The sequence below is a fragment of the Bradyrhizobium sp. USDA 3397 genome, from assembly GCF_054060965.1.
In genome coordinates, this window is record NZ_JBSSDS010000001.1 from 3,884,642 (window position 1) to 3,899,582 (window position 14,941).

Annotated in this window: 7 protein-coding genes and 2 pseudogenes; 3 read left to right on the plus strand and 6 right to left on the minus strand. The window is 57.6% G+C overall.

Annotation, left to right across the window (positions count from 1 at the left end; genetic code table 11):
* Window positions 1-422: 422 nt before the first annotated feature.
* Window positions 423-824, plus strand: coding sequence for a transposase (locus tag ACVWYQ_RS17825; protein ID WP_157287904.1), 402 nt, complete (start codon window positions 423-425; stop codon window positions 822-824).
* 1,517 nt (window positions 825-2,341) lie between these two features.
* The gene (locus ACVWYQ_RS17830; RefSeq protein ID WP_456726161.1) at window positions 2,342-3,259 is read left to right on the plus strand and encodes a DMT family transporter; all 918 of its coding nucleotides are present in this window, start codon (window positions 2,342-2,344) and stop codon (window positions 3,257-3,259) included.
* Between the two features lie 48 nt (window positions 3,260-3,307).
* Here the strand turns inward: ACVWYQ_RS17830 and ACVWYQ_RS17835 are convergent, their stop codons facing one another.
* From ACVWYQ_RS17835 to ACVWYQ_RS17845, 3 genes and pseudogenes are all read right to left on the minus strand, one after another.
* Entirely contained in the window at window positions 3,308-4,123 is an 816-nt protein-coding gene (locus tag ACVWYQ_RS17835) for a hypothetical protein (RefSeq protein ID WP_456726162.1), read from the minus strand.
* 87 nt (window positions 4,124-4,210) lie between these two features.
* Window positions 4,211-4,834, minus strand: a pseudogene (locus ACVWYQ_RS17840) (transposase); the annotation flags it as partial.
* Window positions 4,835-5,183: 349 nt separating this feature from the next.
* Entirely contained in the window at window positions 5,184-5,378 is a 195-nt protein-coding gene (locus tag ACVWYQ_RS17845) for a hypothetical protein (protein WP_246732398.1), read from the minus strand.
* A gap of 2,066 nt (window positions 5,379-7,444) precedes the next feature.
* Here ACVWYQ_RS17845 and ACVWYQ_RS17850 point away from each other — a divergent pair.
* Window positions 7,445-8,054, plus strand: a pseudogene (locus ACVWYQ_RS17850) (winged helix-turn-helix domain-containing protein).
* Between the two features lie 580 nt (window positions 8,055-8,634).
* Here ACVWYQ_RS17850 and ACVWYQ_RS17855 read toward each other — a convergent pair.
* The 3 genes from ACVWYQ_RS17855 to ACVWYQ_RS17865 all read right to left on the minus strand — a co-directional run bounded on the left by ACVWYQ_RS17855 (window position 8,635) and on the right by ACVWYQ_RS17865 (window position 13,137).
* Window positions 8,635-9,951, minus strand: coding sequence for an LLM class flavin-dependent oxidoreductase (locus tag ACVWYQ_RS17855; RefSeq protein ID WP_456726163.1), 1,317 nt, complete (start codon window positions 9,949-9,951; stop codon window positions 8,635-8,637).
* A gap of 1,663 nt (window positions 9,952-11,614) precedes the next feature.
* On the minus strand, window positions 11,615-12,328 hold the full coding sequence (locus ACVWYQ_RS17860; RefSeq protein ID WP_157286188.1) for a hypothetical protein: 714 nt from the start codon (window positions 12,326-12,328) through the stop codon (window positions 11,615-11,617).
* Window positions 12,329-12,387: 59 nt separating this feature from the next.
* The gene (locus tag ACVWYQ_RS17865) at window positions 12,388-13,137 is read right to left on the minus strand and encodes a hypothetical protein (RefSeq protein ID WP_456726164.1); all 750 of its coding nucleotides are present in this window, start codon (window positions 13,135-13,137) and stop codon (window positions 12,388-12,390) included.
* Window positions 13,138-14,941 lie beyond the last annotated feature (1,804 nt).

Genomic DNA, 14,941 nt, shown 5'->3' on the forward strand with positions numbered 1-14,941 from the left:
TCTCGTGACGCTTTTCCAGGGGACAACCGCTGATGCAAGTTCCGGGCGAGCTTCCGCACAAGCGCGCCGTTCTCGCCCAGCATCGCTGCCCAGCTCACACCGTCCCTATTGATGTCTCCATGATCGTGCGACGGAGTCCAGCATTGGCCAGTTGCAGCGGACAGTTAGCCAAGTTGAGGCACCACCTAGCCGGTCGCGCCAGCGAAACCGGCTCGCGTTGCTTGAGCATATTCATTTAACGGGGAGCGATTGCGCACTGCTGCTCGCGGGCGATAATAACCGGCATCAGGTCCCAGCTCACTATCCTTCGGCTCGCCTGCGATACAGCCTGGCATGAGCCGATCGGTGGAGGTGAAGCGATGGCAAATGCATGCTTGATGCCAAGCAGGAAGGTGACTCCTATCGTCGCCTCGGCGTGATCACTGGGGGAGCGCCGCCGGCAGCGGTGGACGGGCGAGAAGAAAGCAAGGGTCGCTGCGGAGAGCTTTGAGAATAGCGCGAAGATCTCCGAGGCAGCGCGGCTCAATGGCGTTTCCCGCGGGCTCTCACGGCGTGGCGACGCCAGATGCGGCTGCGGTGCCCGGCAAGGCACCGAACTTCGTGCTAACCCAAATTGGCTCCGGAAGCGGTGGCGGCACAGCCGGCAGATTCGAGCGTATTTCGACGGCAAACGACGCCTTGTGCGATCGCTGCTCGGCCAGCAAACCCTCCGAGGTGATCGAGACCGAGATGAGTGGAGCGGTCATCCGCCTCGAGCTAGGCGTGAAGCTGGGACGCTTTCGACCGTGCTGTGGACGCTTAGGGCGTTCTGTGGATTGCGCTAAGGCCTGCCCTGAAGGGACCCTGAAGGGGGTGTTGGCGGCACAGCCGGTGGAAACTTTCGCAACCCAGATGCTACTTCAAGCGCGTCACCCTTCGTGGGAAACAGTTCTTGGACGTTTTCAAGATCGCCCCCTTATTACGGTTGCCCACCCAGGCGACATAAGAGCTGAGCGGATACGGATCGATATTGGGTCTGTCGTCGGACATTCAGGTACTCCTTCCTTCACTGGCCAAAGATATTGTGTACCTGAGCTCCCAATCGAGCGCACTCATCGACACCGGGCGGCCGCAATCGCGGCGACATCGCCGTCGAGCATGGGAAGGCAGGCGGCGTCGGGATGGTGCTCCGCGCGAACCTGCAGCCACCATTCCTGGTAGGTGCCTGCGCAAGGTTGTCGGAGATACAAGGCCGCATGGCTGATGGTAGCAACACCAGACCAGCCTTTGTGTCTGCCCATTGTCCTCGCCAGCTCCATCCCAAAGACCGCAAAAAACACACCACGCAGACATGATGCCACTTATTTCAAGAGGTGATCAGCCTCATGCGCAGCGTTTGCGATTTTGTTGGCTATTTACGAGGCGAGCGTCGGCTCTACTGGGACATGACGGACGAGACGCGCGCCTTCGCGAAGCGTTACAAAGCGGCGTTCGATGGTAGGATCTCGAACGAGGCGCAGGCGAGCACGTACAGTTCCGCCGCACTATCTCAAGGCAATTGCTGCGATACAGACCGATGAAGGTGAGGCGGTGGCGCCACAGATGAAGAACACCTCGATCAATAATTTTGAACTGAAGAATGTTAGAATGCACCCTGATGGCCAGGTGATGCGGCCACTCCACGCCGCGCGCATAAAGGCGCCGATCGAATCGAATTATCAACGACTACTACGAGATAACGGAGACTATTCCTGCCGAAAATGCGTGGGGGGGCAGCCGCGAAGAGTTCCTGCGATCTCCTGAAGATTCAGTAAAGGGGATCGGCGGCCCGTCGACCTGCCTTTAGATCTCTCGCGCCGCCTTGACGATATGAAGTCAGCGCAGCTCGAGACGCGCTGCAAGCCAGGGAGGCTGGTAACAGTCGTCCTGTCTGGTGAAGGTCAGTAAGTTGGCTGCCTACATCATGGGGCCGTTCTAATCTGTTGATCTTGTTGGGATCGCGTTGGCGCTGCTCTTGGTGCAGCGTCCCGGACCTCGCTTTCAACCATGGCAGCATTGACGACAAGTGGTGAAAGGAGACCCCCGCGGACATTAAATCTGATTGGTGCGCAAGGTGACCAGCACATCATCCGCTGCCGCTTAGTAGACTGCTACCGCAGCAGTCGCTCATCTTGGGCGTCATCGACATCTTGCTTCCTGAACTCTGCCGATTCGCTCATCGGACGCGCGATCGATACGGCCCTGAACAAGCCCGATCTAATCTTAGCGAATTGCCTTCAGGTAGCACAATCCTCCATCACCTGTGTCCAGCACTGCTTTTACTGGCCGGTGTCAAACAGATTAGCCAATTGGAACGCCGTGAATGAGCAGCCCACCACTCTTCCTACCGCTCCTTTGCGGAACACTCGCGACGGTGAGCTGGAGCATCGGCAACGTTCTGTCCAAGGCCGCGCTCTGCTGCATCGAGCCGCTCTCGCTGTTAACAGGGCAGCTGGCTGTAAGTGCCGCAAGCCTGACCGTATTATCAATCTGGTCAGGCGCGCCGCCTCGCTTGAGCGATTGGCGTGCTGGCCTCCCGGGCATCCTGCAGCCGGCGCTTGCGTCTGGTCTGTCGATCTTCGGGCTATCGATGCTGCCGGCCTCGGTGGAGGCGATGCTGTTCGCAGTTGAACCGCCATTGATCATATTTCTTGCGTGGTTCATCCTTGGCGAGCTCCCTAACCGTGCTATCATCTTCCTCTGCTTGTTGGCTGTTGCCGGGGTCGGCTTTTTGAGCTGGACCTCTGACCCTGATCCTTCCGCTGCTCGGGGATTGGGCGTCGCTCTCGTTCTCGCCGGCGTGCTATTCGCCTCACTGTACAGCATAGTGGTCCGTGTGATGTCGGAAAGCGTAGATACATTGCGCCTTACAACGGCGAGCCAGATCGTCGCGTTTGCGCTGGTCGCATTTGCGTGGATTGGCTTTCGCCCATTGCCGACGCTCTCTGTGACTATCGGCGATGTTGTTCCGGTGGTCGGATCAGGATTGTTGCTCCTTTCGATCCCCTTTCTACTCTACGGGATTGCGCTGCAGCGAATGAGCGCGACCGCCGCCGCACTGTTGCTACCGCTCGTTCCCGTGTTTACAGCCATTTTCGCCTCCATCTTCCTTCAGGAAACCTTGACCGCAACACAGTGGCTCGGGGCCGCCGCCGTTCTTTTATCGGCGCTTGGAACTCCCCTGGCGTTGCGTTCCCAACCGCATGGCTCGGAAGTATCATCCCACTCCCGAAAGCCTTGAATAAGGTGCGGGGCAATGCCCGCTATTGCAACAATACTGTCTCCGCGTTCAGCCCGTCCGCGCCAAGCTCTCGTCAAAAAGGCCGATAGGCTGGCCTCTTAGTCGTGGTGTTCGCGACCTTTCGACTGGAATCAGTGCGTCACCGGCCGCCAGCAGCTTGGTCTCCTGGCCGCGTTCGCCGGCATCGGTCTGGTTGCGCTCGGACGCGATCAGGCGACCGGCTCGGTGGCTTGATCCGGCGTGGTAGGCGCGTTCTGGATGCTGCTCTCGGCCGTCGCGACCGCCTTCTACATCTGGAGCGTCGATTACGCGCGAGTGCGATACCGCCGCCGTCGTGGCCTGGAGCACGCTCTTCGGGTTACTCGCGATGATGCCATGGTATGCCTGGAAGCTGTCGCACAGCGAGGTCCATCTCGTGGCCGGGGCGATAGCTGCGGCGGCCTCGGGCTGGCGGTCAGTGTCGCAGGGTTGTGTTCTACATCCTGAGAACGGTGTCGGCTCCCGTCGCAGCGAGCGTTCAATACCTTGAGCCTGTTTCGGCATCGCGGCGGCCGCGATGAGTTCGGTGAGACACTCTTGCTCTTCGGCGCTGGCGTCGTCCTGATCATCATCGGTCTGCCCTTGCAGCGGCCACCCGGCGCAAGACCAAGGAAGCCGTGCCGCACGAATGAGCCTCGTCGTCCTCAAGCTGGTCCTGTCGCCCTTCTCATCCTCGCCGCCTCCCTGGCCCGGTGCCGTTGATGAGATGCCATCGGCGGCTGGCTGGTCCGGTTGCCTGACGTCAGGCCCGGTCGCTGCGTTCCTGGCCGTCCAGTACGGCCCGGATTTCGCCGCGGCTGCCGCCAACGGCTCATTGATCGGCACTGCCGCGCAGGCCTGCTTCAGCCTCGGCTCGCGCTTCTTGCCCGGAAAGGCTGGGTGGCCCGCCGTGTTGGGCGGCGCCGCAGCCTATGCCGCGGGATCGGACAGCGAGATGAACTTCGGGACAACGTCGCTGGCCGCGCCCCATGCCGTATCATCGAGGGTTGCCAGATACTCCTTCACGGCGCGGCTTGACCTCGCCGGATCGCGATCCCTGCGCCAATCCTGACCCGGGATTGAGCGCTGCTTGTTGGCATCTGCCTGGATCAGGCTCGCGTCTACGGCAAAACCTTCGCCACCAACCAGACCGGCCACTATGCACGCCTCGACGATATGTTCGAATACACGACGAACAACATCTCCCTCGCGGAAGCGTTCATTGCGGGCCCGCGAGAAGGCCGAATGATCCGGGATAGCATCCTCGAGACCGAGCTTGCAGAACCACCGATAGGCGAGGTTCACCTGTACTTCACAGCAGAGCAGCCGCTCCGAGCGGATCGCGAAGACATACCCCACGATCAGCATCCGGATCATCAGCTCCGGATCAATCGACGGGCGACCCATGGACGAATAATGAGGAGCTAGTTCGCTGCGAAGCCAAGACAGATCGAGAGCAGTGTCGATCTTGCGTACCAGATGATCTTCGGGAACCGCGTCGCTGAGATGAAACTCGTAGAACAGTTGACCTTGGTCACTCTTCAGGCGGCCCATCATGGATCGACCTCGTCGCGATTCGCGTCAACACAACGGAATCACGCTTGCCGGCTCGCCTCAACCGACTTTTGCAACAAAATCGACCCTTGGCGGACCTCCCAGGATGTCCGCTTTTGTGCTGCTGCTGGGGAATAAGCGGACATCACGCATGATGGCGCTGTACTTCAGGATTTTATGAGTACGCGACCTAGTATCAAGCTGAATGAGCGCTATCGAACTTCGGCAAACATTGGCTCGGGACTGCAACTTGGCCAAACAGCGGCCGACAGCCGCAAGAGGAGGATAGCGGCTGGTTGTGATGATGGTGGCAGATGAGAGGAAACTTGTCGCCGGATGCGCTCGAACTAAATCATCCGTTTTTCGTGGCCCGCAACCTACGAACGTAATACCCTTGTCGCGCAACGGATGACCTAATCTCGTCGCTTACTTTGAGAATTCTTTTTCTGCTCTTGCGCCACTTATTGGCGGAGTAAGTGCCGGGTATCGCGGAGCCTGTGCCTAGAACGAGGACGTCGCCCTTCCCATTGCGATAGACATCAAACATTTTTCGCCCCGCCAATCCTGTCGAAGGAAACACGAACACTGTTTCAGTCATTCTGATCGACCAGCTTACCATCTAGAACGGCTGCGCCGGTTGCAAATGTGCAACGGCTCCGAGACTTCTGCTTCAGCCGCCGAGCTGGCGGAGCCGCCCCGGCCTCCCCTGGAGCGCCCTCGGCAGGTGAGGTTCCGCGCCTCAATGCAGCTTGACCGCTTGAACCGCAGCATCTACCTCGTCTTAATACTTAGCTGTCGAGACGGTGCGGCCTCGGCTGGTCCTCATTCCCGTTCAAAGACACACACACTAACTGCGTGTCCGATCAAAGACGAGGCCGCGAAGCTCAGGCGTCACTTCAACTTGATCTGGACGCCATCAGGGCAGAATTCTTTCACCAATGCCTAAGCCGTCGATTTGACGGTCAGGTTTCTGTCAAGATCAACCGGGAATGTGGAGAACAGAAAATTAAGCTGTATGTGAGCTCCACTGTCACATTGCACCCGCCATATTCATTGTATTCAACACGGACGAGCTGAGCCACCGGCCACCGCCATCAAAACGAAGCATCGTTATCAAAGCCCATCAGGAGGACTGGGGCAGGCCGGCCAGACACTACTAGATTCGTTCCGAGGATTTTGCGCATGACACATCCGGCCTCTCAAACCAAGTTGTATGCTGTTCTGAGAGGTGCTCTGGACGATGCTGTCCGGATGGTGCCCGAAGCGAAGCGAACGTCTTCGTTGAAGGCTTGTCTCGCCGAGAAGATTCTAACTCTGGCCGCGCGGGGCGAGAAGAACCCGACGATCCTAACTCGTCTAGCGGTGCTGAAAGTGCAGGAGTCCTGTCAGAACTGTTACGGATGCGAAAGGTGGTGATCGCGCAGCCTAGGACGAGGGCTGAGCATCGTCAGTCAAACTTGTAGAGGCGTGCCGCAACGTGCCGCATTGCTCCATGCTGCGGTTCGTCGATCGGTCGACTTCATCAGGGGCTTCAGCTGGCTCGGCGATAAGAACGGCAGCACAGTGGCTCGATGCTCCAAGTGATATCTGGATGCAGCTCATCGCGACGGGCTTGTTATGAAGTCGCGCAGCATCCTGGTCTTCGGCGGAGCAGACCTATGCCGCGGATAGTCAGTTCGAGGTTGTCGTCGAACTGTTCCCGCGCCGAGCGCTTCAGGCATCAGCCAGAAAAAGACGAGTGGGATCTCAGTGCCAAACCTCGTAAGATGCTCTACATCATCGGCGGGCTGGGCTGCGGTCTCTGACCACCGTGTGCGTGCTGAACGCTCTGTTGGCACGGCTTGCAGCGTGGTCCGGCCGCCATAGGCCTCGTAGTTGGCTCCGTTCGTCACCCTGACCATGACGCAGCATCCGGTGTGTTGTGCCATCGTTATCCGCCACATAGATGCGTTCCATTCAACAACCGATTTTTCCGACGACTCATAGTCAAGCTGATCTTAGAGGCCGCATTCACGAAGTGTCGTGTGACGATGGTTCTCTCACTTTGGTCGGTTGCTGATGAATTCGACTGGGCAGCCACGTTGTTTTATAGGACGTCGATTCCCGTGGTTCAGCTCCGGGCATGTGGCCGCAAAATAGCATTCGGCTCACAATGGCTGACGCGGATCGATCAAGGCCCTGTCTTATGACTATGCTTTGCCTGAAACTCCGCAAGAGCGCTTCTCGCCCACTTCCATTCACAGCGCCTCATGAATGCGCCGTAAATGAACGAGCCGCAAAATGCTTACCGCGTTGGGAGGTCTCCACGGCTGACCTATCGCGCGGCTCCGCCTGCGTTCATCGCAGCTTCAGGAGCCCCGCAAGCCTTGAAGGTAATGCACCCAGCCCCTCAAAGGACTTGAATCGCACCTAACGTCAGATTGTAGGCTTTCCAACACGTCGCGCCATAACGGCTGAGAATGGTGCGCCAGAGAATGGTGGATGATCGACATGCTCTCCTTCGTCGCTCTTCGCCTCTACGATCTACGCCGAGTGGGAGCTGTTCAGATTCGCCGGACCTCTTGATCGACCGTGATGCGCTCAGGTCTAAGTAGATAGAGAAGAGGCGCTGAAATGCGGATTCTCCTGATTGATCACCATGTGGACTTTGCACGCACCGTGAAGGGCGCTCTACTGAATTGCGGATTCGCAGTTGATGTGACACGCACCCTGGATGAGGCGAAAGCCGCTCTGGATTGCGCCAAATACGACATTCTCCTGCTCGATTCAGTTCTTCCCGACGGAGACAGCTTGGATTGGCTGAAGAAGTTGAGACGCGAGGGACGTCCAATCCCTGCCATGATGATGTGCAGCTTCAACTATCTCGGCCGCCGGATTGCGATTTTCAATGCCGGCGCGGACGGCGCCCGTGGTCATATTCGGCAATCTACATTTCGATCCGATCGCCCGGCAGGTCTCCGTTGGTGGCCGGCTACTAAAGATCGCGCGTCGCGAAGTGTGCATTCTTGAACACCTGCTCAGCCGCGCTGGCCGCACCGTGCTGCGAGCGTCACTGGAGGACGGGCTTTATGCGTTTGACGAAGAAGTCTCGGCCAACGCACTAGAAGCCGGCGTCTATCGACTACGCACCCATTTGAACCAATCGGGTGCGACGTTAATCATCAAGACCGTGCGCGGCATCGGTTATACTCTTGAACTGAATAGCTCAGCATCGGGTGCCTAGCCTCGAACGTGAAAGCAACGATTCACTTGAGCTGTTAATAGCGCTGCCGGCAGCCATGGACGATCGACTGCCGCCAGCCCCTACGTCTGTCCGTCCTGATCTTTCCTGCGTCCTAAGCGGGCTTGCTCTGCTGTTCCCACTTACTGCCGCCGCTTAGACAAAGCGCGATGCAAAAGCAGCGCCGCCGCCTGCGGGTGCAGACGGCACCAGTGGATGGCTGACTCTTTCCTATCAGGGCAGGTCAATTCATCTCACTGCACAGGCGGCGAGCATCATTCTTGCTGGTCCGACGATCGAGGATCAACAGGTGCCATCGAACACGACAATCTTTCGTTTTGGGCAAGAGCGAACCCAGCCTGTTCGCCTTGAACGACAATGGGCAGGCTCTTGCCCAGATGCGCGTTGTCGTAACGCAACAGATCGAGGATCTGCGCCTATACTCAAAGCTAACGACGGCGAGTCGTATTGTGATCAGTGCAGATCTTGGGGAGATGGTCAGTTCGGAGAGATTGAAGTGCTGAGACTATTAAGCAGGGCTTCGACCCTCAATTCGCAACGTCTCTGACCCCTCTCAGCATTGCTATAGCTCGCCCTTGGCTGACCTGATAAAGGCCTCCCGCGAAACCATCGGGATGGCGCCGCCGCGGGTCGGATCTGCGTAGGCACCTCCTGCTGAAGCGTAATCCTTGCCTGTACGTCGCTCGAGCACGACGCCGATCGCCTCAACGCTTGGGATGTCCGATTCAGACAGCTCGGGCCTCCGTAACTTTCGCGCAAGTGCTCTCTCCACGTAGGGTGCCAGTTCTTCCTCTTTACGGCGGACGCGCCGGTCTTCCTTTTCTTTCAGTGCAGGCATGACATCCTTGGCGAACAGCTCGAGTGCTTCGCAGATATGTTCGTGCTTATTCATGCCGCACTGCTGGATAAAGATCATCTGATCGATGCCGATATCCGCATATCCCATAAGATGCTCGCGAACATTCTGAGGCCGTCCGATGCTGCCAGAGCCTGGCGTGTCCTTCATGTCCGCCTTGATCGTTTGGAATCGCCGCCACAGATCCGTGCGTCCGGGACGGTGTTCACCATACACCGCGTAATGCGCGATCGAATAGCCGAAGAACCTGAAGCCATCAAGCCCACGACGCATGGCTTCTTCGGCGTTGTCATGAACCATCATTCCGTTGAGCGCGGCGATATTGGCATTAACCGAATGACCAATGGGAACGCACTCTTCCGACTTGATGATATTGTAATACTCATCGCGCCAGACTTTGGCTTGGGAAGCCTCGACAAAGCCAAAAACCAGAGCCCCCAGCCCGTGACGTGCCGCGCGCAAGATGCTCTCGCGTCGTGAACACGCCATCCAGATCGGTGGATGCGGCTTCTGAACTGGTTTGGGCACGACATTGCGGACCGGCATTCTGAAAAATTGGCCGTCATATCCGGGGTATGGCTGCATCGTCATCATATTGGCGGTCTGTTCCACACCTTCCCGCCACATATCGTTCTTCGCTTCCGGCTCTATTCCAAAGCCATGCATCTCGATTAGAGAGGCAGATTCTCCGGTGCCCCAATCGACGCGCCCCCCAGAGATTACATCGAGCGTCGCGAGGCGTTCGGCGACCCGCGCCGGGTGATTGTAATTTGGCGCCGAAAGGCAAACGCCATGGCCGAGGCGTATGTTCTTTGTGCGTTGAGACACGGCACCCAGAAAGACTTCCGGTGCCGACGAGTGGGAGTACTCCTCCAGGAAATGATGTTCGACCTGCCACACGTGGTCGAAGCCAAGCCGATCGGCGAGTCCGATCTGCTCCAGCGCGTTGCAGAACAGGTCCTGCTCGCTGCCGTCTTGCCACGGACGTGGCAATTGATGCTCATAAAATAGTCCTAGCTTCATAATTTTTTTCCGTGTTGGTTCGACCAGCCGCCAGATAGACCAGCTTCCCCATTGCCGCTCGAACGCGATACCAAATGACCGCAGTCGCCGGACCTATCCATGACCTCCCGGGAGCACTGAGATCGAGCATCGCCTCCAACACTGCACATTGGGTCGATCCGATTTTGCCCTGCTGACGACGTTTCATCCAAGCTCTCGGCGGCCACTGCACTGCCACTAGCGCCGCGAACCATCCTTCCATCTTCCAGCAACTGCCGTGCCACATCGCGCTATGCTGACCCTTTCGGAATGGAAACACCTCCCTTGCATCGCCCAAACGCAATACTGGCTCGTCATCGTTCGGTTTCGCGAGATAGGGGTCTTAAGCAGAACAGATCAAGTCCGACATGCGGGATTGTCAAAGACCCTGCCCGACAAGCATAAATAGACGAACCGGGCGCCACCGACGTTCGTCTTGAAGAGGGGAAACTTGCGGCTGCGATGCTAACTGCTCGAATCGACATAGTGTGTGTGCTCGATTGAGAAGTCGTACATGCAAGCTATTGGCCACCTCCACCCGCTCCCGATCGTACTCTCGTTCCGATCTTCGGGTGCAGTTCCGGGGACAAGCGGAAACCGCAGTCAAGCAGACGTATCACTTAGACTGGCGACAGCCGGCAACTCCCACCTCGTGACTCGCCTCCTTGACCCTGCCTGTACTCGCCAGTCATCCAGTACTGTGATGCCGGCCTGAGGTCTGCTCATCCTCGAGCATCGCCGTGATTTGCTTGCAAACTGGTGGGCCGGGATCGCGACCGAGCATGTAGACTCATCTGCGCTTCTTCCGATCCGGCCTGAGCCGACTTTTTGTCAGCAACATCGCAATCTTCAGCGCATATAGGAACTCCGCAAGAATGCTTCCGCCAACTAGTATCGGCTGCGGGAGCGGCAGCGGGCTACGCGTCAGTGACAACATCATGCTCGAAACACGCACCGATGTACGCTACCTGTCAAAGGCGGCGAAGGATGCACGCTTCTCCGGTCGCGACCACGCAAGGCCTGCGGGTAAGCCTCGCTCCAGCCGCGCCCCGCCAAGCGACGAAAGCGGGGCGCCTTCGGCGTTACAAGCCGCTCGCTAGCACGGTTCCTCTCATGCCGATCGGCACGACGGGAGCACAAGTTACGCATCCGATTGGTTGAGCCTCGTCTCATCGGGGCGCCAAAAGCTGACCCGGCCGTTCGGACTCATCAGCAACCGGCGAACTGAAAAATAACCGAGGAGGGGCAACGCGAAAATGCAAACGGTTTCGGAGGATACACGCCGGCGATGTAGAACTTTGTTGCGCTCAAGCGGCACAATCGAGGCCCGTTCGCCGTCTGGGCTGCGGGATCAACGGATGACGGGAGCGGAATGAACCACGCGGTTCAAGTAGCGCGCGGCGGCAATGTCCCGCGCCACTCACGAGTCTCCAGGATTATACCGAGACCGCGAGCCCGATGCGGGCCTCGCGTCGTCGGTTGCGCTTTACAAGGCCAAGTGCTGCCAAGTCCTAAACGAGCGCATGCCGATAGCCTTTGTCGCAAAGGCGCGACAGCCATCGACCTAACGCTGCACTTGGGAGCGGTCGAGATCACTTAAATCCGGCCTCGATATTCCCGCGATCGGGGTTAGCTCAGGGGGCAGCTAGCGCTCGTGCCACCTGGCCCGTCCAAAGGGCGATGCAGGTGTGTAGCGCTGTTGCATCACCACGCTTAGTTCCAAATCGCGAATCATTGTGTAGTTTCGTCGGATCCATTGATGGAGCTCCGTGGACCAATCCTTCTCATCGCGCAGATATCCGGTGAAGGAAAAGCCCAGTCGGTCTATGTAGACTCTTAGAAATGCCGGCAAAGCTGGGATTCTGAGCACATGCTCGCCAAGCATGGCTTCAGGTAATTCGCCGCGCAGCACGAATTCATTGTGGACGGTGACCAGCGCTCCTGGCGGAATCTGTTGCCGCAACATCTCATAATTACGCCAGGAGATGCGGTCACTGCCCGCGACGAATAGGACGATCGGCGCAACATACCGGCGCACCGTCTCTTTCATGAAGCCGATTTCATGGCACATCTTGAAGAATTCATCGAACGCATGGAAGCCGAGGTCAATCACCTTGGCGACGCGATCGTGAACGATAAGTGGATCCATCAGCTGCATCTTGCCGTAAGTATCTATCACATCTGCGGTTTCCGTGATTTTGGGTAGGTAATCGAGCAAAGACGGCTCCTTCAGACTGACGTCGAAGGAGGCCGCCGTGCCGTTCTTCAGCAGCAAGAACTCGCTCACTAGGCGAGCGATAAGTGTTTTACCGACCTGCGGGCAAGGAGAACAGATGATGTAGACGGGCGTTGCTAACATCGCCAGCATTCGATCGAGAGTTTCATGCGGGCGCACCTCTTTGCCTGCGAAGCAAGCGCTTATTTCTCCCCGCTGCGGGTTGCCGATTTGGCGCCAGCCAGTTCGGTCAAGTTGATGCGATCGTATTCGCTCCAGACGTTCGCGAGCCAGTGTCGTACATAGCCGCGCAGCACGAAGGAGTAGTTAGCCGCTTCATCCTGCCGACCCTTATTTGCGACAAAGTCCACGAATGGGACCGAAGCGACTTCGACCTGCTCATAGGCCATCGCGTTGAGCTTCGGTATGGTCAACTCGGTCGCGAACTTGATGCGGTGGAAATACGAATTATAGGTGGATTGGTCCCATTGGAAGAACTGAGTGTCGTTGATGAAGTTCTTGACCAAAAAATATTTCGTGCCGGCCATGAAAGTTGCGGTCTCGGCGATCTCATCCAGCGAAGCTATGGAGGGGCCCAAGATATGAAATACGGCAAAGGTGATTTGGCCGGAACGCGCGGCATCCAAGAAGCCGATGTCGCGCAAGGAGGCCAGTGCTGAGGACAGCAAGCCTGCACGAGCGTCAATGATTGTGACGCAGAGCCCTGAGTTCAGGGTGTCGAAGATCTTCATCTGGTCCGCAGTCGTCGTCATATCGACGATCTCCGTGATCTCAGGGAAAAAGCGCTTCAAGGTTCCACGCGGCGCCTCCGTGTCGAACGCACGTGTCTGCACGTTGTTTTTGCTGAAGTAGTCCAGAAGCGTGCGTGATACTGTCGTCTTTCCTACTCCCCCCTTGTCCGCGCCGACTACAATCACAACTGGCTTCACCATGGAATTCCCCTAAGACACTCGCTTTCGCCGACGCGACATGCGCCAGCGATAAGCGTCTGCTTTGGTGGCGAACATGGCAGAACGAGGGACAATCGAATTTTGAGATGGTGCCGACCTGAATCATGGACAGCTATATTTGATGGCGGGCAGAACGTGCCGCACGATGATGATGAAGACGAGACGAATCTGAAATCGCTGACGCTTTTGCGCGAATGGTTGGAAGCGTCGCAAAGGCCGTGGTGAGCGACCACAGCGCCATGACAAGGAGTTTGATAATGTCCACGCTGGTTCAAATCTAGGCTGGCGTTGAAACAACCTAAATCTCACGTAGCGTCAGGTTGTAGGCTAGGATGCGCGATGATCAAGCGCACAGCACGCTATGCTATGCGAAATTGACAAATCCGAGATGGAATGTCGCGGTTGTTGGTGTGCAGGTGTCACAGTGGCGGCCTGTCATTTGCGCAAGAGTCGGTCGGACGTATGCTGCAATGCTTCGTGGAGCACGCTGAGACGTCACGCTGGACCCTGGCTTTGGCAAGCAGAAGCTGGCGATGCGCGGAACACCCCGTTTGCGGCCCAGCAAGGGGGAGGTCGGACGGCGCCGAGAGAGCGCTGATTGGGAAAGTCGAGAAGTTTGGAGTTATCAGCACGTCCTTGCCCTGCGAGCGGCAGATCACCTTTACTGTCGGCATCAGCCGATCGACGGTTAGCGTCTGCACCGGGCTGTCCTGACCGACCTAGCGGGTCCGTGATGGGTGGACGACGAGCGACTTCGAACGCTGGCTGTTCACGGCGCCGACTAATATGCGCCGATCGAATGTCCCCAAGAGATTCGATGGGCGGGCCACGGCGGCGAGTTCTTGTGGGGCGCGCAGGATCGCTGTGCATCCTCCTGACAGGAGTAGGCTCATAAGAGTGAGAGGGGCCCTGCGGGAGCGCCACTCCCAACATTTGAATTCTTGCCCGGCAACACACGGGTGTCTCCGCTCCCGGATATGGAATCGATCGTGCGCACCCCTCTTGAAGCTTCAAGGAATAGAACCGCCCTTATCAGGACTGGACGAACCCATTTAGCGATCTCAAACAGCTCGGGATCAGTGCCTGTGCAGGGTTGCCGCATTGACGTTGGACGCCTGCTTGGTGGTCGGCAGGCTCGGCCAACCCTTGGTCGTCAGATAAGCATCCCGGTTCCGGATTTCGACGTCGATAGAACACGTCACGACACGTCATCAGCGGTTTACTTACGATCGTCTCCTCTAACCTCACCTGACCGACTTTTATCTCACTTTTCCTCTAACGCTCACGCAGGGCTGTTTACGTTCGCAGCGCGAGCGCTGTGAAGATCTCTGGCAAAGCTTCATCAGGCCTTCACCCGCGCTGACGAGACCTAGAGCGCTAAGTCCCATGCCGGTGAACATGAGCTATCTGCTAGGTCTAATCAAAACGCGCGCTTTTTCGGGAAAGTGGGACGATCAACAGGAGGCGAGCGAGAGTAAGCGTTATACCGTCGAGCGCTCTCATACCGTTTGCGAAAACGCCAGCTACCCACGGCGTAACCTGCTCCAAAACCAGAGAGAGCGACCAGAGCAGCGACAACAAATTCTTCCATCGTGATATTTTCCGCGGATCGCAAATACGGTGAGGTGGCAGCATGAGGCCGACAATGTCTCAGTATCGACCTGCGAACCGCCGATTTGTACAACCTTACGCTACGTGCGATTCAAGCTTCCGCGTGCCGATTTTGCAAAAAAATCTTGGGCGGCGTCATGGTTCGTGAGGAAAGCCAATAGCAGCATACGAGCGT